Consider the following 14976-nt stretch of genomic DNA (forward strand, 5'->3'; position numbering starts at 1 on the left):
AGAATCGAGTAGGAGGGGGAATTGCTTCCCCCGTCCTCTCACACCACCGTACGTACGGTTCCGTATACGGCGGTTCATGAAGAACGAGTAAGCCCTCTCACCGTTTCGAGTACCGAGATCAGGCCCCACTGGTCAAACCACTTCCGCGGCAAGGCCTGATTCATGTGCGAGGCACCCGCATTCCACCAAGGGCCTCGCCCGTTTCCCGCTGACTTCCACGCACGGTGTGCCTCCAGACCTAGCGCCTGTAGTTTGCGGCGTCGGGTCCCCGGACGTTTCCACTGCCGCCAGAGCAGGCAGCGCAGCCGGCGGCGTATCCATCGATCCAGCACTTCCAGTGGGCGTTTCACATCGACGAGGGAGAAGTAGCTGGCCCAGCCCCTCAGGACCGGGGTCAGCGCTTCGATGACCCGTCGGAGGTGACGCCCCCTGCCGCGCCTCAGGATCTCGCGGACACGCTGCATCAGGCGCCGCAGACTGGTCTTGGCCAGGCTCAGCCGTGGCTGTTTGTGCCGGGTCAGCGTGTAGCCCAGATACCCTCGGTGCCAGGGGCGAGCCACTGCACTCTTGGCACGATTGACCGTGAGCCGAAGTGAGTTCTCGAGAAAAGCACTCAGGCTGGCCATGACGCGCTCGCCCGCCCGCCGACTCCTGACATACACCTGCACGTCATCGGCGTAGCGGCAGAAGCGGTGGCCCCGACGTTCCAGTTCCTTGTCCACGTCGTCCAGCAGGATATTCGCCAGTAGCGGACTCAGCGGTCCGCCCTGGGGCGTTCCCTGCCGGCGTGGCGCGGCCAGACCCTCCTGGAACATCCCGGCTTCCAGATAGCGGCGGATCAAGCGCAGCACCCGCTTGTCACGGACGCGGCACGCGACCCGCGCCATCAGCAGGTCATGGTTCACCCGGTCGAAGAAGGCTTTCAGGTCGAGGTCGACCACCCAGCGGTGGCCGGCGCCAACATGGGCCTTCATGGCCGAGACGGCCTGCTGGGCGCTGCGCTTCGGGCGGTAGCCATAGCTCGATTCGGAAAAGTCCGGATCGAAGATCGGCGTCAGCACCTGCAGCAGCGCCTGCTGGATCAGCCGGTCGGTGACCGTGGGAATGCCGAGCTGCCGCGTCCCGCCTTTTGGCTTGGGGATCGCGACGGCTCGGACCGGGCTGGGGTGGTACTCACCGGCCAACAGCCGCTCGCGCAGCGTCGGCCATTGCTGTTTCAGGTGGTCAGCCAACTGGTGCACCGTCATGCCGTCGGCACCCGGTGCACCTTTATTGGCGACCACCCGATGGTAAGCCCGCGCCATGTTGGCCTTCTCTACCACGGTCTCCATGAGCGGGGCGGGCTCCGCTTTCGTCCACGATGCCGACGCCGGGACCGTCTCGACGCCCACCGGCCGGGACTCGGGGTTCCGCCCCTGCCCCTCTGGGTGGGTGACGGTATCAGCGTCACTTGCTGTCTTCACGATCGATCCTCGAGACGTCATCGCCTACTCGCGGTTCTTCATGTTCGGCCCTTGGTGCCGCGGTGAACCGGCACTTACTATGGCCTCTGCTGACGTCTGGTGGCCCATCCCGTCGCCTCTCGACGTCGGTAGCACCATGGCAGACCACCAGACCTCCCAGGGTAAGACGCGCGACCTTCCCGCTTATGCCTGTCGGATTTACGTCACGACGTTCCGTGCAAGTATCGGGCTTTGGTGATCAATGCCACCTCGCCCCGCCATGCCGCCTCGTATCCGCTTCCTGTTCGTCAGGCCAGCGTTTTGCCTCGGGCTGCCTTCAGATTCCCCCTCGCGGGAGACACCCTTGCCGTCGGCTAGCACTTCCCCTTGCCGGGCGTGCAGGGGACTTTCACCCCCAAGTCATCCCGAGGCACCACCCTCGGGAACAGCGCCGTCAGGCGCCACGCGCCATGCCTGGCGCACACCGAAAAAAAACCCGCATCACTGCGGGTTTTCTCTGCGCTTGAAGCGGTTGCCGATATCAGGCGTCCTTGCTCGCGCTTTCCTCGTTGACCTGTGACCGAGCGGCGGCTTGCTTGACCAAGGTCTCGAGCTCGCCGTTCTCGTACATCTCGACCACGATATCGCAACCACCGACCAGCTCGCCTTCGACCCACAACTGCGGGAAGGTCGGCCAGTTACCGACCTTGGGCAGCTCGGCACGAATGTCGGGGTTGTCGAGGATGTTGACGAAGGCAAAACGCTCGCCACAGGACATCAAGGCCTGGACGGTCTGGGCCGAGAAGCCGCACTGGGGCAGCTGGGGCGTTCCCTTCATGTAGATCAGGATAGGATTCTCGCCGATCTGGCGCTGAATGTTCTCGACGGTAGTACTCATGACATCTCCCTTTGGTTTCGCTTGTGGCCTTTGATGCGATGTCAGGCCATTCGTTTCGCTGAGGCGTTGCACTCGTATCATTTCTCTCCACCCGGCGCGTACATGCTCGTATATGGATGCTGGCGGGTGACGCATCAGTCCCGAGAAATAACCAAGCGCGGTAGTCAACCTTGCCGATAACGCCATTCTACTGATGCCGGGCGCGTTGCGCATCCCCCGGCGGCTGGCTACGATGGTCGTTTTTCGTGGAGCACACCATGGCCACTCGCCATTTCCTGACCCTGCTTGATCTCAGTCCGGAAGAGCTGCGCTATCTGATCCAGCGCGCGATCTCGATCAAGAATGGCCTGAAGACCCACGGCCCGTCCTATACGCCCTTCAGCAATCGTACGCTGGCGATGATCTTCGAGAAGTCCTCGACGCGCACCCGCGTCTCCTTCGAGACCGCCATGGCGCAGTTCGGCGGCCATGCATTGTTCCTCTCGCCGCGCGATACCCAGCTGGGTCGGGGCGAGCCTATTGGTGACACCGCACGCGTGCTTTCGGAAATGGTCGATGCGGTCATGGTGCGCACCTTCTCGCATGCCGGTCTCGAAACCTTCGCCGCTGCCAGCTCGGTACCGGTGATCAATGCCCTGACCGACGATTACCATCCCTGTCAGCTACTCGCCGATGTCATGACCTGGACCGAGAAGCGCGGCAACATCCGGGGGCGGACCGCGGTCTGGATCGGCGATGGCAACAACATGTGTCACTCCTGGATCAACGCCGCTCGGCAGTTCGATTTCCAGCTGCGCGTGTGCTGCCCAAGGGGCTACGAGCCGCGTCAGGACATTTTCGACGCCGCAGGCGACCGGGTGAGCGTTCTTCATGACCCGATGGCCGCAGTGGAGGGCGTCGACCTGGTGACTACCGATGTCTGGGCCTCCATGGGACAGGAAGAGGAACAGGCGAAGCGCGAAGCGGACTTCGCCGGCTTCCAGGTCACCGAGGCCATGCTCGACCGGGCCAGGTCGGACGTGATCTTCCTGCACTGCCTGCCGGCGCACCGCGGCGAGGAGATCAGCACGACCCTGCTCGACGACCCGCGTGCCGTAGTCTGGCAGGAGGCGGGGAACCGTCTTCACGCCCAGAAGGCGCTTCTGGAATTCCTGTTGCTGGGGCGTGTGGAGAGCTGGCCGACCCAGCAGTAGACCTTGGTCTAACGCCACCTTCGTAGTATAATGCGTCGCAGCATATGTTATGCATGAGGAGCGGCGGCACATGACGATCACTAGCACCACCCGGACCGGTATGCAGCGCAGTCTCCGCCAATGTCTTTCCCGCATGGCGGCCCTGCTCTATCAGCACGGCCACGTGCTTGAAACGGTGACGATTTCCCATCGCGGTCTCGACCGCGCCACGATCGACGAGCTCGAAACGGCCTCTGCCGACTGGCACATCTGCCAGCGGATCCTCGAGCAGAGCGAATCCGCTTTCTTCAACGAGCATGATCGTTTCGTACTCACCGAGTTGGGCCGCGAGTTGCTCTTCGACATGTTCGGCGAAGGGGCTGCGGACTGCGCCTGAGCGGTACCCAACCAGTCCATTCGCCACATCGTACTGGTGACCGCGCAGTCTCGCGGATTGCCGGCAAGCCATCACGGCTCGGCACGCACCTCCCGCTCGCTTTCGATGTCCTGCCCGAGAAAGCCACCCGATTGGCGTCGCCAGAGAGCCGCGTAAAGTCCATTTCGCGACAGCAATTCGCGATGCGTGCCGCTTTCGACGATACGCCCCGCATCGATCACTACCAGACGGTCGAGCATGGCGATGGTCGAGAGGCGATGGGCGATGGCAATCACCGTCTTGCCTTCCATCAACGTGTAGAGCTGCTCCTGGATCGCCGCCTCCACCTCGGAATCCAGCGCCGAGGTCGCCTCGTCCAGTACCAGGATCGGCGCGTTCTTGAGCAGCACGCGGGCGATGGCGATACGTTGCCGCTGACCGCCGGAGAGCTTGACGCCACGCTCGCCGACATGGGCATCCAGTCCACGCCGCCCCTCGAGATCGACGAGCGACTCGATGAAGGTATCGGCATGGGCACGGCGCACCGCCTCGCGAATCGCCTCCTCGCTTGCATCGGGACTGCCGTAGCGAATGTTGTCGCGTACCGAGCGATGCAGCAGTGATGTATCCTGGGTCACCATGCCGATGTGGCGGCGCAGCGACTCCTGGGTGACCCCGGCGATGTCCTGGCCGTCGATCAGAATGCGCCCGCCCTGAAGATCGAAGAACCGCAGCAACAGATTGGCCAGGGTCGACTTGCCCGCCCCCGAGCGTCCGATCAACCCCACCTTCTCGCCGGGCGCGATGGTCAGGCTCAAGCCATCGAAGACATGCTCTACTTCGCCATCATGGTCTGCCTCGTCATCATGACCTCCCCTGTTATCATGATCCGCATAATGGAAACGCAGCGCCTCGAAGCGAATCTCACCCCGCGTCACGCGCAGCTTGCCGGCATCGGGGCTGTCCTGAACCGCCGGCGTCCGGGCAATAGTATTGATGCCATCCTGCACGGTGCCGATATTCTCGAACAGGCTCGCCACTTCCCAGAGGATCCAGTTGGACATGAAGCGGATGCGCATCACCAGCGCAATCGCCACCGCGATGATCCCGAGTGAGACCGCCTCCAGGTACCAGGCCCCGATGGCCATGCCCGCCACCGCGGCCAGCAACAAGGCGTTGAGTAGGGTCAAACTCACCGTCAGTTTCGTGGCCAGGCGCATCTGGCGGTGCACGGTGGTCATGAAGATTTCCATGGCATCGCGGGCATAGGCCTGCTCGCGCCGGGTGTCAGCAAACAGCTTGATGGTCTGGATATTGCTGTAGCTGTCGACGATCCGCCCGGTCATCATCGCCCGGGCGTCGGCCTGGGCCATGGACACCGCTCGCAGTCGCGGTACGAAATACCCCATGATGGCCGCGTAACCCGCCAGCCAAACCACCAGCGGCAGCATCAGCCAGGGCTCGGCCTGCCCCATCAGCAACATGGCGCCGGCGAAGTAGACGATCACATAGACCATCAGGTCCATGAGTTTCATCACCGTCTCGCGGATCGCCAGCGCCGTCTGCATCACCTTCTGGGAGACCCGGCCGGCGAATTCGTCCTGATAAAACGCCAGGCTCTGCCCGAGCATATGGCGATGCGCCAACCAGCGCCCGATCATTGGGTAATTGCCGAAGATGCTCTGATGCGTCACCAGCGACTGCAGTAACGTCAGAAGTGGCAGGCCGATTACCACCAGCGCCGCCATGCCTGCCAACCGCCAGCCGTATTCATCAACGAAGCCTTCGCGCTCGGCCCTCGATAGCCAGTCCACGAGCTCGCCCATGTAATGAAAGAACAGCACTTCGGCCGCCGATACCATGGCAGTGAACAGCGACATGGCGATCAACAGCGGCAACACGGGACGCGAGAAATGCAGAATGAAGGGCAAAAGCCCCCGCGGCGGCGTACCGGGCTCGCCCAGGGGATAGGGGTCCACCAGGGTCTCGAAGGCACGGAACAGCCGATCGGCCATGTTGTCCGCTTTCATCCCGACGACTCCACTTGAAAAGTCAGCTCGATGCTCGGAACGATAGCCGGTTTCTCCCTCATCCGTGTCCTGGCCTCGGCCCTGGCGGGCCGGGTTACGGAGCCTCGTAGGGCCGGGCCCGTATCCCGTCCGGCTCGTGTCGATTGAGGATCTCTTCCGCCTCCGGTTGCGATGTCTCGGGGACGATCACCTTGACCTCGTTGGTGTTCTTGTCGAGAAACAGCTTCTCCCGGGGAAAGCCCTCGGAGATCAGCTCATCGTAAGCGTTGGCGGCCTTGTCGATGCTGCCATAGGCAGCCGTAACGGTCTGTGTCATGACACTCTCCACAACAGGTTATGGACTCACCGATACCGGATGGTATCGGGACGAGACGAGAAGGACACCCCCTTCCCCTGCCTCCAGTGTAGTTATAACTGCTCCCCTGCCACCGTTTACCCGAGCAGCGGCGCGCGGACCCGATCAAGCCTTCACCATGCAAGACAGGCGCAAGCAGACCCGATGACTATGCTGGGGAGACATGCATTCATGAGGCTATGGCGTATGAAGCGACGCCGCAAGAGCCGCTCAAGATGACTGTGATAGCCTAACCACGCTAATCAACTCCCCTTTTTATCCTCTCCCCTACGCTCTTCCAGCTTTTCAAGGACAGTGTCATGACCAAGCGCATCGTCGCGTTCAGCCGTCTCAAGCAACCCCAGCTCGACCAGTTACGCCAGGAGTTTCATGTCGACTACTTCGAACATCTCGATTCGACCGAGGACGCCACCTTCCGCGAGGCTCTTGGGAAGGCTCATGGGCTGATCGGCTCGAGCCTGAAGATTCCCGCCTCGCTCCTCGATGCGGCCCCCCATCTGGAAGCCATCGCCACCATCTCGGTGGGTTATGACAATTATCCGGTCGAAGAAATGACACGCCGGGGCATCCTGCTGTGCAATACCCCCGACGTGCTCACCGAGACCACCGCCGATACCGGCTTTTTATTGATCATGGCCACGGCGCGGCGGGCGATCGAACTCGCCGAGTTCGTCAAGCGGGGTGACTGGCAGGCAGGCATCGGCGAGCCGCAATTCGGCAGCGATGTCCACGGCAAGACGCTTGGCATGGTCGGCATGGGGCGCATCGGGGCGGCCATCGCCAGGCGCGGCGCGCTGGGCTTCGACATGAAGGTACTGTATTCCAACGCCTCGCCCAAGCCGGCCCTGGAAAGTGCTCTCGGCGCCGAGCGACGCGAGCTCGATGCCCTGCTCGCCGAATCTGACTTCGTCTGCGTCACCGTACCGCTCACACCCGAGACCGAGCACCTGTTCGGCGCCCGGGAATTCGCCTTGATGAAACCCTCGGCGATCTTCGTCAACATCTCACGCGGCAAGGTCGTCGATGAGCCATCGCTGATCGCGGCGTTGGAAAAAGGCGAGATCCACGCCGCCGGCCTCGATGTCTTCGAGCAGGAGCCCCTGTCGCCGGAATCGCCGCTGCCACACATGGCCAACGTCGTGGCGCTGCCGCATATCGGCTCGGCGACCCACGAAACCCGACTGGCCATGGCCCAGCGAGCGGTTGACAACATTCGCCTGGTCCTGAAGGGCAAACGCCCGATCAGCCTGGTCAACGAGGCTGCCTGGAGCCGGAAATAACCCAGCGGCGGTGCCTGCTCTTGAAGCCGAGGCATCCGGCTGGATGCCCCTGACGACACAAGCCGTTCCGAGTGACCGTCTCGTAGGTCCGCCGCGTATGAGCAAAGGAGACCAACCATGAATCGCTTTTCGCTGGAGGGCCAGGTGGCCATGGTCACTGGCTGCAACAAGGGACTCGGCCAGGCGATGGCCGTGGCCCTGGCGGGCGCAGGGGCCGATATCGTCGGCGTGAACCGTCGCCCGGCGCCCGAGACACGCGCCGCCGTGGAGGCGCAGGGGCGACGCTTTTTCGATGTCGAGGCCGCGCTCGGCAAGGACTCGCCCGCCGCTATCGTCGCACGCGCCCTCGACCAGGCCGGACAGCTGGATATCCTGGTCAACAACGCCGGCACCATCCGACGGGCGCCGGCGCTGGAATTTTCCGAAGCCGACTGGGATGAGGTCGTCGACGTCAACCTCAAGGCGGCGTTCTTCCTCGCCCAGCAGGTCGGGCGCCACCTGGTCGAGCGGCAGGCAGCGGGGCGAATCGTCAATATCGCATCAATACTTTCCTTCCAGGGCGGTATCCGCGTGCCCTCGTATACCGCCAGCAAGAGCGGCCTGCTCGGCCTGACACGACTGTTGGCCAACGAGTGGGCGGCGTACGGGATCACCGTCAACGCCATCGCCCCTGGCTACATGGCCACGGACAACACCCAGGCCCTTCGCGACGATGAAACCCGCAGCGCGGAAATACTCGGGCGCATTCCCGCCGGGCGCTGGGGCACGCCGGACGACCTGGCCGGGGCCGTGGTCTTTCTCTGTTCCCCGGCGGCCGCCTACGTCAACGGCCACGCCCTGGCCGTGGACGGTGGCTGGCTGGCCCGCTGAGGGCTCAGTAGTTGATCCGCTGAGGGCTCAGTGGTTATCCCGCGGCGGGCTGCGGCGCGCCACGTCGCGGTACTTGGTGGCCAGCTCCAGCGTCATGCCGCGGTCCAGCGGCTCGACCAGGGTGCGCTGGATCTCCTGCCAGGGCGTCTGGTGCGCCGGGTAGCGATAGCCGCCGTTGGTGTCGAGCCGCTCGCGCCGCGCCTTGAGTTCGTCGTCGTCGATCTTAAGGCGAACCTCCCCGCGGCCGAGGTCGACGCGCAACCAGTCGCCGCTTTCCAGCAGCGCAAGCCCGCCACCGATGGCCGCCTCGGGTGAGGCGTTAAGGATCGAGGGCGAACCCGAGGTACCGGACTGCCGCCCATCGCCCAGGCACGGCAGCGATTCGACGCCCTGCTTGATGAGGGCTTCCGGCGGCTGCATGTTGACCACCTCGGCGCCGCCCGGGTGGCCCACCGGTCCGGCGCCGCGCATAACCAGAATGGTGCGCTCGTCGATGCCAAGCGCGGGATCGTCGATCCGCGCGTGGTAGTCCTCGGAGCCGTCGAAGACCACCACCTTGCCGTCGAAGGCATTGGGGTCGTCGGGGTCGGAGAGAAAGCGCCGGCGAAAGTCGGGCGAGATGACGCTGGTCTTCATCAATGCCGAATCGAAGAGATTGCCCTTGAGGTTGAGGAAGCCGGCGTGCTCGACCAGCGGATTGGCGTAGCGACGAATCACGTCCTCGTCACGCGTCTCGCGCCCTTTGACGTTATCGGCAAGCGTCTGGCCGTTGATGGTCATGACCTCCCCGTGCAGATGACCCGCGCCCATCAGCTCGGTCATCACCGCCGGTACCCCACCGGCACAATAGAACTCCTCGGAGAGATACACGCCGGCCGGCATGACATTAGCCAATAGCGGGATCTCGTGCCCCAGCCGCTGCCAGTCGTCGTTGTCGAGTTCGATCCCGGCGTGCCTTGCGATGGCATTGATGTGGACCGGCGCGTTGGATGACCCCCCCAGCGCCGAGCAGACCATGATGGCATTTTCGAAGGCCTCGCGGGTCAGGATGTCGCTGGGTCGCAGGTCATCCCAGACCATCTCGACGCTGCGCTCGCCGGTCTGGTAGGCGACCATCGCCCGCTCCTTGTACGGCGCCGGAATCATCGCCGAGCCAGGCAGGCTCATGCCCAGTGCCTCGGCCATGGAATTCATCGACGAGGCGGTACCCATGGTGTTGCAGTGGCCGATCGACGGCGCCGAGTCGGCACCGCGCGCCAGGAACTCGTCATAGTCGATATCGCCGGCTGCCAGGCGCTTGCGTAATTCCCAGATGATGGTACCCGAGCCGACACGCTCGCCTTCGCGCCAGCCGTTGAGCATCGGCCCCCCGGAAAGCACGATGGCCGGAATGTTCACCGTGGCGGCGGCCATCAGGCAGGCCGGCGTGGTCTTGTCGCAGCCGGTGGTGAGCACCACCCCGTCGAGCGGATAGCCATGCAGCACCTCGACCAGCCCCAGATAAGCGAGATTGCGATCCAGCGCCGCCGTAGGACGACGCACGTTCTCGTGGATCGGATGCATCGGAAACTCGAACGGCACGCCGCCTGCCGCGCGGATGCCGTCCTTGACCCGCTTGACCAGCTCGATGTGGTGACGATTGCACGGGGTCAGGTCCGACCCGGACTGGGCGATGCCGATGATCGGCTTGCCGCTGGTCAGCTCGCCCATGGTCATGCCGTAGTTCAAATAGCGCTCGATGCACAGCGCCGTGGTCCCGGGATGTTCGGGATTATCGAACCACCAGCGGGAGCGAAGCTGGTCGGGGGTTATCTTGCGCGCATTATCGGTCATGACGACTCCTGTCCAATCGAGGATTCAACAACGACGTTTCGACAAGCATAGTCGTCCTGAAACCGGCCCAATCTATCATCAGTGCGAGTGCCTGGGCACCTTGGTTTCACCGCAGCCAACGCTTGGCTCGCGCCCATTATTGGCAATGTTCATCAACTAGGCCATACTCGAGATTAGATGTCAGGCTGTTATCCTGTCATACCAGCAAACGAGGCCTGGCCACCGCGACGACATACGATAATAGCCGTTAAAAAACAGCAACAATCACGGAAACCTGCCATGCGATTGAAGAACAAGACGGCGCTCATTACCGGCGCCGGCCAAGGAATCGGCCGTGCCACGGCACTGCGCTTCGCCGAGGAAGGTGCCCGGGTCATCGCCACCGACATCAACGAGGCCGCCCTGGCCGAGCTGTCCGACACACCTAACATCGAGACCCGCCGACTGGACGTGCTGGATGCCGACGCCATCGCCGCCCTGTCCGGCGAACTGCCTCCACTCGATGTGCTGTTCAACTGTGCCGGCCATGTGGCGAGCGGCACTCTGCTCGATTGTCAGGAGGCCGACTGGGAACTCTCCATGGCGCTCAACGTCACCTCCATGGTGCGCCTGATTCGCGCCCTGCTGCCCGGCATGATTGAAGGCGGGGGCGGCAGCATCATCAACATGGCATCGGTGGCCTCGAGCCTCAAGGGCGTGCCCAACCGGTTCGCTTATGGCACGACCAAGGCGGCGGTCATCGGCCTGACCAAATCGGTGGCGGCCGACTATATCGGCCAGGGCATCCGCTGCAACGCTATCTGTCCCGGCACCGTGGACTCCCCATCGCTTCGCCAGCGTATTTGCGAGCAGGCCAGGCAGCAAGGGCGTGAGGAGGCCGATGTCTACGCCGACTTCATCGCTCGCCAGCCGCTGGGGCGGCTCGGCACACCGGAAGAAATCGCGGCCCTGGCGACCTACCTTGCTGCAGACGAATCCGCTTACACCACCGGCACTGCCCAGATCATCGATGGCGGCTGGCTGACCTGACAGGGCTTACCTGACAGGGCTTATCTGACACTATCTTCTGACAAGAACAGCGCCCACCCGACAGAGGAAAGAATCCCCATGAAATTATTGCGCTTCGGCCCCCCGGGCCGTGAAAAGCCCGGCCTGCTGGATGCCCAGGGCGTGATCCGCGACCTCTCGGCCCACCTGCCCGACCTCGACGGTCGCCACCTCGGCCACGACCGCCTGGCGACGCTGGCCGACCTGGACCCTGCCACCCTGCCGGAAGTCCCCGAGGGCATCCGCCTCGGCCCCTGCGTCAAAGGTGTCGGCAAGTTCCTGTGTATCGGGCTCAACTACTCGGATCACGCCGCCGAAACCGGTGCTCAGGTGCCCCCCGAGCCGGTGGTGTTCAACAAGTGGACGAGCGCCATCTGCGGCCCGAATGACAACGTCATGATCCCGCGCGACTCGCAGAAGACCGATTGGGAAGTCGAACTGGGCGTGGTGATCGGCGAAGGGGGCAAGTACATCGAGGAAGCCAATGCCATGAGGCATGTGGCGGGCTATTGCGTGGTCAACGATGTCTCGGAGCGCGAGTTTCAGCTCGAACGCAGCGGTACCTGGGACAAGGGCAAGGGCTGCGACACCTTCGGCCCATTAGGGCCCTGGCTGGTCACGTCCGATGAGGTCGCCGACCCGCACGAGCTCGCCATGTGGCTCGAGGTCGACGGCAAGCGCTACCAGGACGGCAGCACCCGCACCATGGTGTATCGGATTCCTTTCTTGATCAGTTATCTGAGCCGTTTCATGAGCCTACAGCCGGGCGACGTGATCTCGACCGGCACCCCGCCCGGCGTCGGCATGGGCCAGAAGCCGCCGGTATACCTCCGTCCCGGTCAGCGGATGCGTCTGGGCATCGAGGGGCTGGGCGAACAGAGCCAGCACGTGGTCGCCGACGAGCCCAACTGAGCCAAACGCGTCTGGACCAGGTCGTCAGCGCCGAACCAGACTGCATCGAGAGGAGCGCCGAGCCATGCGCAGCATCGTCTGTACCCGCCCCGGGCTGATGGAACCTAATGATCGGGAAGCGCCTGTTTGCGGTGCCGGCGAGGCCCTGCTGCGCGTCCGGCGCGTCGGCATCTGTGGCACCGATATCCACGCCTTCGGCGGCAACCAGCCCTACTTTGCCTATCCGCGCGTGCTGGGCCATGAACTGGCCGGCGAGATCGTGCAGGTGGGCGACAGTCAGCACCAGGCACTGGTGGGACAGAACGCCTCCGTCATTCCCTATCTGCACTGCGGTGAATGCCGCGCCTGCCAAAGAGGGCTTACCAACTGCTGCCAGCGGATCAAGGTCATCGGCGTGCATCGCGACGGCGGCATGTGCGACACGCTGGTCGTGCCCATCGATCACTTGATCCCCTCGACCACGCTGTCACTTGACCAGCTCGCGCTGATGGAATGCCTGGCCATCGGTGCCCACGCCGTGCGTCGCAGCGCGCTGGCGCCGGGGGAGCTAGCGGTCGTGGTAGGCGCCGGCCCGATCGGCATGGGTGTGGCGCAGTTCGCTCGTGAATGCGATGCCCGCGTCGTAGTGATCGACACCAACGAACAACGACTGGCCTTCTGCCGCGAGACGTTGAACATCGAGCACACTTTCAGTCCCTTGCAACACGATTCGCTAGCACAGCTGGATGCCCTGAGCGCCGGCGCGCTGGCGGACGTGGTGTTCGACGCCACCGGCAATGCCGAGGCCATGCAGCGGGGGTTCGACCTGGTCGGACAGGCGGGACGCTACGTGCTGGTCAGCATCGTCAAGGCGGACATCAGCTTTCACGACCCGGACTTTCACCGCAAGGAAATGACCCTGCTCAGCAGCCGCAATGCCACCCGGAAGGATTTCGATTGGGTCGCAACGCTGATGGAGGCCGGCAGGCTGCACGAGACGGCGATGATCACCCACCGCGACGAACTCGATGCGGTTCCCGAACGCATGGCGGCGTGGTGCGACCCGTCCAACGCCGTGATCAAGGCCATGATCCATCTCGACCGCTGAGCTATTGCCATCGCCATCGAACAGGAGCCTGCGATGAACCAGACCATTGCCAGTGACAGCGGACAGCTCGAGAGCCTGCGCGTGCATGCCGCCGATAACGTCCGCGTCGCTCTCAAGGACCTTCCCACCGGCAGCGAGATCGACGACGACGGGCGGCGCATCACGCTGGTCGAACCGATCCGCCACAAGCACAAGTTTGCGCTGGCGCCGCTGGCCCTCGGCGACACGGTGATCATGTATGGCGTCACCGTCGGCCGTGCCACCCAGTCCATCGCCGAGGGCGCCGCGATCACTACCGGCAATCTCGAACACAGCACCGATTCGGCCACAGCCCAGGCGCGTCGCGGCAGCTGGCAGGCACCGGACGTCTCCCGATTCGAGGGTGCGACCTTCGATGGCTACCATCGCCCCGACGGACGCGTCGGCACGGCCAATGTGTGGCTGGTCGTACCGCTGGTATTCTGCGAGAACCGCAATATCGAGGTGCTGCGCCAGTGCGTCGCCGACGCCTTGGGCGAGGACCCGTACCGCGACTACAAGCGGCTCGCCAGGGAACTGCTGCATGGCGCAGCCGGTGCCGAACCCGCCGCACCGCCCGCCGAGCGCCTGTTTCCCAACGTGGACGGGGTGCGCTTTCTCACCCATACCCTGGGCTGCGGGGGAACCGACGACGATGCCCAGGCGCTCTGCCGGCTGCTCGCCGGCTATATCTGTCACCCGAACGTGGCCGGTGCCACGGTGCTCAGCCTGGGCTGCCAGAAGGCCCAGATCGAGATGATCAAGCGCGCCGTCGCCGCACGCGACCCCCAGGGCCTGCGTCCCGTGCACTATCTCGAGCAGCAGGCCAGCATCAGCGAGGAAGCGCTGATTCGTGAGGCGCTGACCACCATCTTCGATGGGCTTGCCGAGGCCAACCGCGTCGAGCGTGCCCCGGCCTCGCTCACGGAACTCAGCGTCGGCGTGGAGTGTGGCGGCTCCGACGGTTTCTCGGGGCTCTCGGCCAATCCAGTGGTCGGCGCCCTGGTCGATCGCCTGGTGGCGATTGGCGGCAGTGGCATCCTGAGCGAATTCCCTGAACTCTGCGGCGTCGAGCACGAACTGATTGCTCGCTGCCGCGACGACGCCACTGCCGAGCGTTTCCGCTCGCTGATGGACGCCTATCAGCGCCATGCCGCCAGCGTAGGGGCCGACTTCTCGATGAACCCCTCGCCCGGCAACGTTCGCGACGGTTTGATCACCGACGCCATGAAATCCGCCGGCGCCGCCAAGAAAGGCGGCGACAGCCCGGTGGTCGATGTCCTCGACTACACCGAGCCGCAGACCCGCAAGGGGCTCAACCTGCTGTGCTCTCCTGGCAACGACGTGGAATCCACCACGGCCCTGGCCGGGTCCGGCGCCAACCTGATCCTCTTCACCACCGGGCTCGGCACCCCCACCGGCAACCCCGTCACGCCGGTGCTAAAGATCGCCAGCAACAGCGAATTGGCCAGGCGCATGTCCGATATCATCGACTTCGATGCCGGGCCGGTGATTCGCGGCGAGGCGACGATCGACGAGCTCGCCGACCAACTGCTGCAACTCTGCGTGGACGCGGCCTCCGGGCGCTATCGCTCCCGGGCCGTCAACCTGGCCCAGTACGATTTCATTCCCTGGAAACGCGGCGTCTCGCTATGA

13 protein-coding genes are annotated in these 14976 nt (G+C 64.0%); 8 read left to right on the forward strand and 5 right to left on the reverse strand.

Going from position 1 to position 14976, the window contains the following annotated elements; translation table 11 throughout:
- Window positions 1-74 precede the first annotated feature (74 nt).
- Window positions 75-1463: a group II intron reverse transcriptase/maturase gene (gene ltrA, locus BM341_RS10380; RefSeq protein WP_245784247.1), complete on the reverse strand. Its 1389-nt coding sequence runs from the start codon at window positions 1461-1463 to the stop codon at window positions 75-77.
- 520 nt (window positions 1464-1983) lie between these two features.
- Complete coding sequence (gene grxD / locus BM341_RS10385; RefSeq protein WP_089795650.1) at window positions 1984-2340, reverse strand: Grx4 family monothiol glutaredoxin; 357 nt, start codon at window positions 2338-2340, stop codon at window positions 1984-1986.
- 257 nt (window positions 2341-2597) lie between these two features.
- On the opposite strand from grxD, the gene argF reads away from it, so the two are divergent.
- Together argF and BM341_RS10395 are read left to right on the forward strand one after the other, a co-directional pair.
- The gene (argF, locus tag BM341_RS10390; RefSeq protein ID WP_089795652.1) at window positions 2598-3533 is read left to right on the forward strand and encodes an ornithine carbamoyltransferase; all 936 of its coding nucleotides are present in this window, start codon (window positions 2598-2600) and stop codon (window positions 3531-3533) included.
- 70 nt (window positions 3534-3603) lie between these two features.
- Window positions 3604-3909 (forward strand): hypothetical protein, encoded by a 306-nt coding sequence (locus BM341_RS10395; RefSeq protein WP_089795654.1) that lies wholly within the window; start codon window positions 3604-3606, stop codon window positions 3907-3909.
- A 71-nt stretch (window positions 3910-3980) separates the two neighbouring features.
- On the opposite strand, the gene BM341_RS10400 is transcribed toward BM341_RS10395, so the two are convergent.
- Window positions 3981-5918, reverse strand: coding sequence for an ABC transporter ATP-binding protein (locus tag BM341_RS10400; protein WP_281246495.1), 1938 nt, complete (start codon window positions 5916-5918; stop codon window positions 3981-3983).
- 94 nt (window positions 5919-6012) lie between these two features.
- Window positions 6013-6234: a hypothetical protein gene (locus BM341_RS10405; RefSeq protein ID WP_089795656.1), complete on the reverse strand. Its 222-nt coding sequence runs from the start codon at window positions 6232-6234 to the stop codon at window positions 6013-6015.
- A 338-nt stretch (window positions 6235-6572) separates the two neighbouring features.
- Between BM341_RS10405 and BM341_RS10410 the strand changes: the two genes are divergently transcribed.
- Together BM341_RS10410 and kduD are read left to right on the forward strand one after the other, a co-directional pair.
- Entirely contained in the window at window positions 6573-7553 is a 981-nt protein-coding gene (locus BM341_RS10410; protein WP_089795657.1) for a 2-hydroxyacid dehydrogenase, read from the forward strand.
- 117 nt (window positions 7554-7670) lie between these two features.
- Window positions 7671-8423, forward strand: a complete 753-nt coding sequence (gene kduD / locus BM341_RS10415; RefSeq protein ID WP_089795659.1) for a 2-dehydro-3-deoxy-D-gluconate 5-dehydrogenase KduD — start codon at window positions 7671-7673, stop codon at window positions 8421-8423.
- Window positions 8424-8450: 27 nt separating this feature from the next.
- On the opposite strand, the gene BM341_RS10420 is transcribed toward kduD, so the two are convergent.
- Entirely contained in the window at window positions 8451-10256 is a 1806-nt protein-coding gene (locus BM341_RS10420) for an IlvD/Edd family dehydratase (RefSeq protein ID WP_089795661.1), read from the reverse strand.
- 279 nt (window positions 10257-10535) lie between these two features.
- Between BM341_RS10420 and BM341_RS10425 the strand changes: the two genes are divergently transcribed.
- The 4 genes from BM341_RS10425 (at window position 10536) to BM341_RS10440 (ending at window position 14976) form a co-directional block, all read left to right on the forward strand.
- Window positions 10536-11285, forward strand: coding sequence for an SDR family oxidoreductase (locus tag BM341_RS10425; protein WP_089795662.1), 750 nt, complete (start codon window positions 10536-10538; stop codon window positions 11283-11285).
- A 78-nt stretch (window positions 11286-11363) separates the two neighbouring features.
- The gene (locus BM341_RS10430; RefSeq protein WP_089795664.1) at window positions 11364-12215 is read left to right on the forward strand and encodes a fumarylacetoacetate hydrolase family protein; all 852 of its coding nucleotides are present in this window, start codon (window positions 11364-11366) and stop codon (window positions 12213-12215) included.
- Window positions 12216-12279: 64 nt separating this feature from the next.
- Entirely contained in the window at window positions 12280-13302 is a 1023-nt protein-coding gene (locus tag BM341_RS10435) for a zinc-binding alcohol dehydrogenase family protein (protein WP_089795666.1), read from the forward strand.
- A 33-nt stretch (window positions 13303-13335) separates the two neighbouring features.
- Window positions 13336-14976 carry a UxaA family hydrolase gene (locus BM341_RS10440; protein ID WP_089795668.1) on the forward strand — a complete coding sequence of 547 codons (1641 nt, stop codon included), beginning with the start codon at window positions 13336-13338 and terminating at the stop codon, window positions 14974-14976.

The organism is Halomonas korlensis (assembly GCF_900116705.1).
Taxonomy (GTDB): Bacteria; Pseudomonadota; Gammaproteobacteria; order Pseudomonadales; family Halomonadaceae; genus Halomonas; species Halomonas korlensis.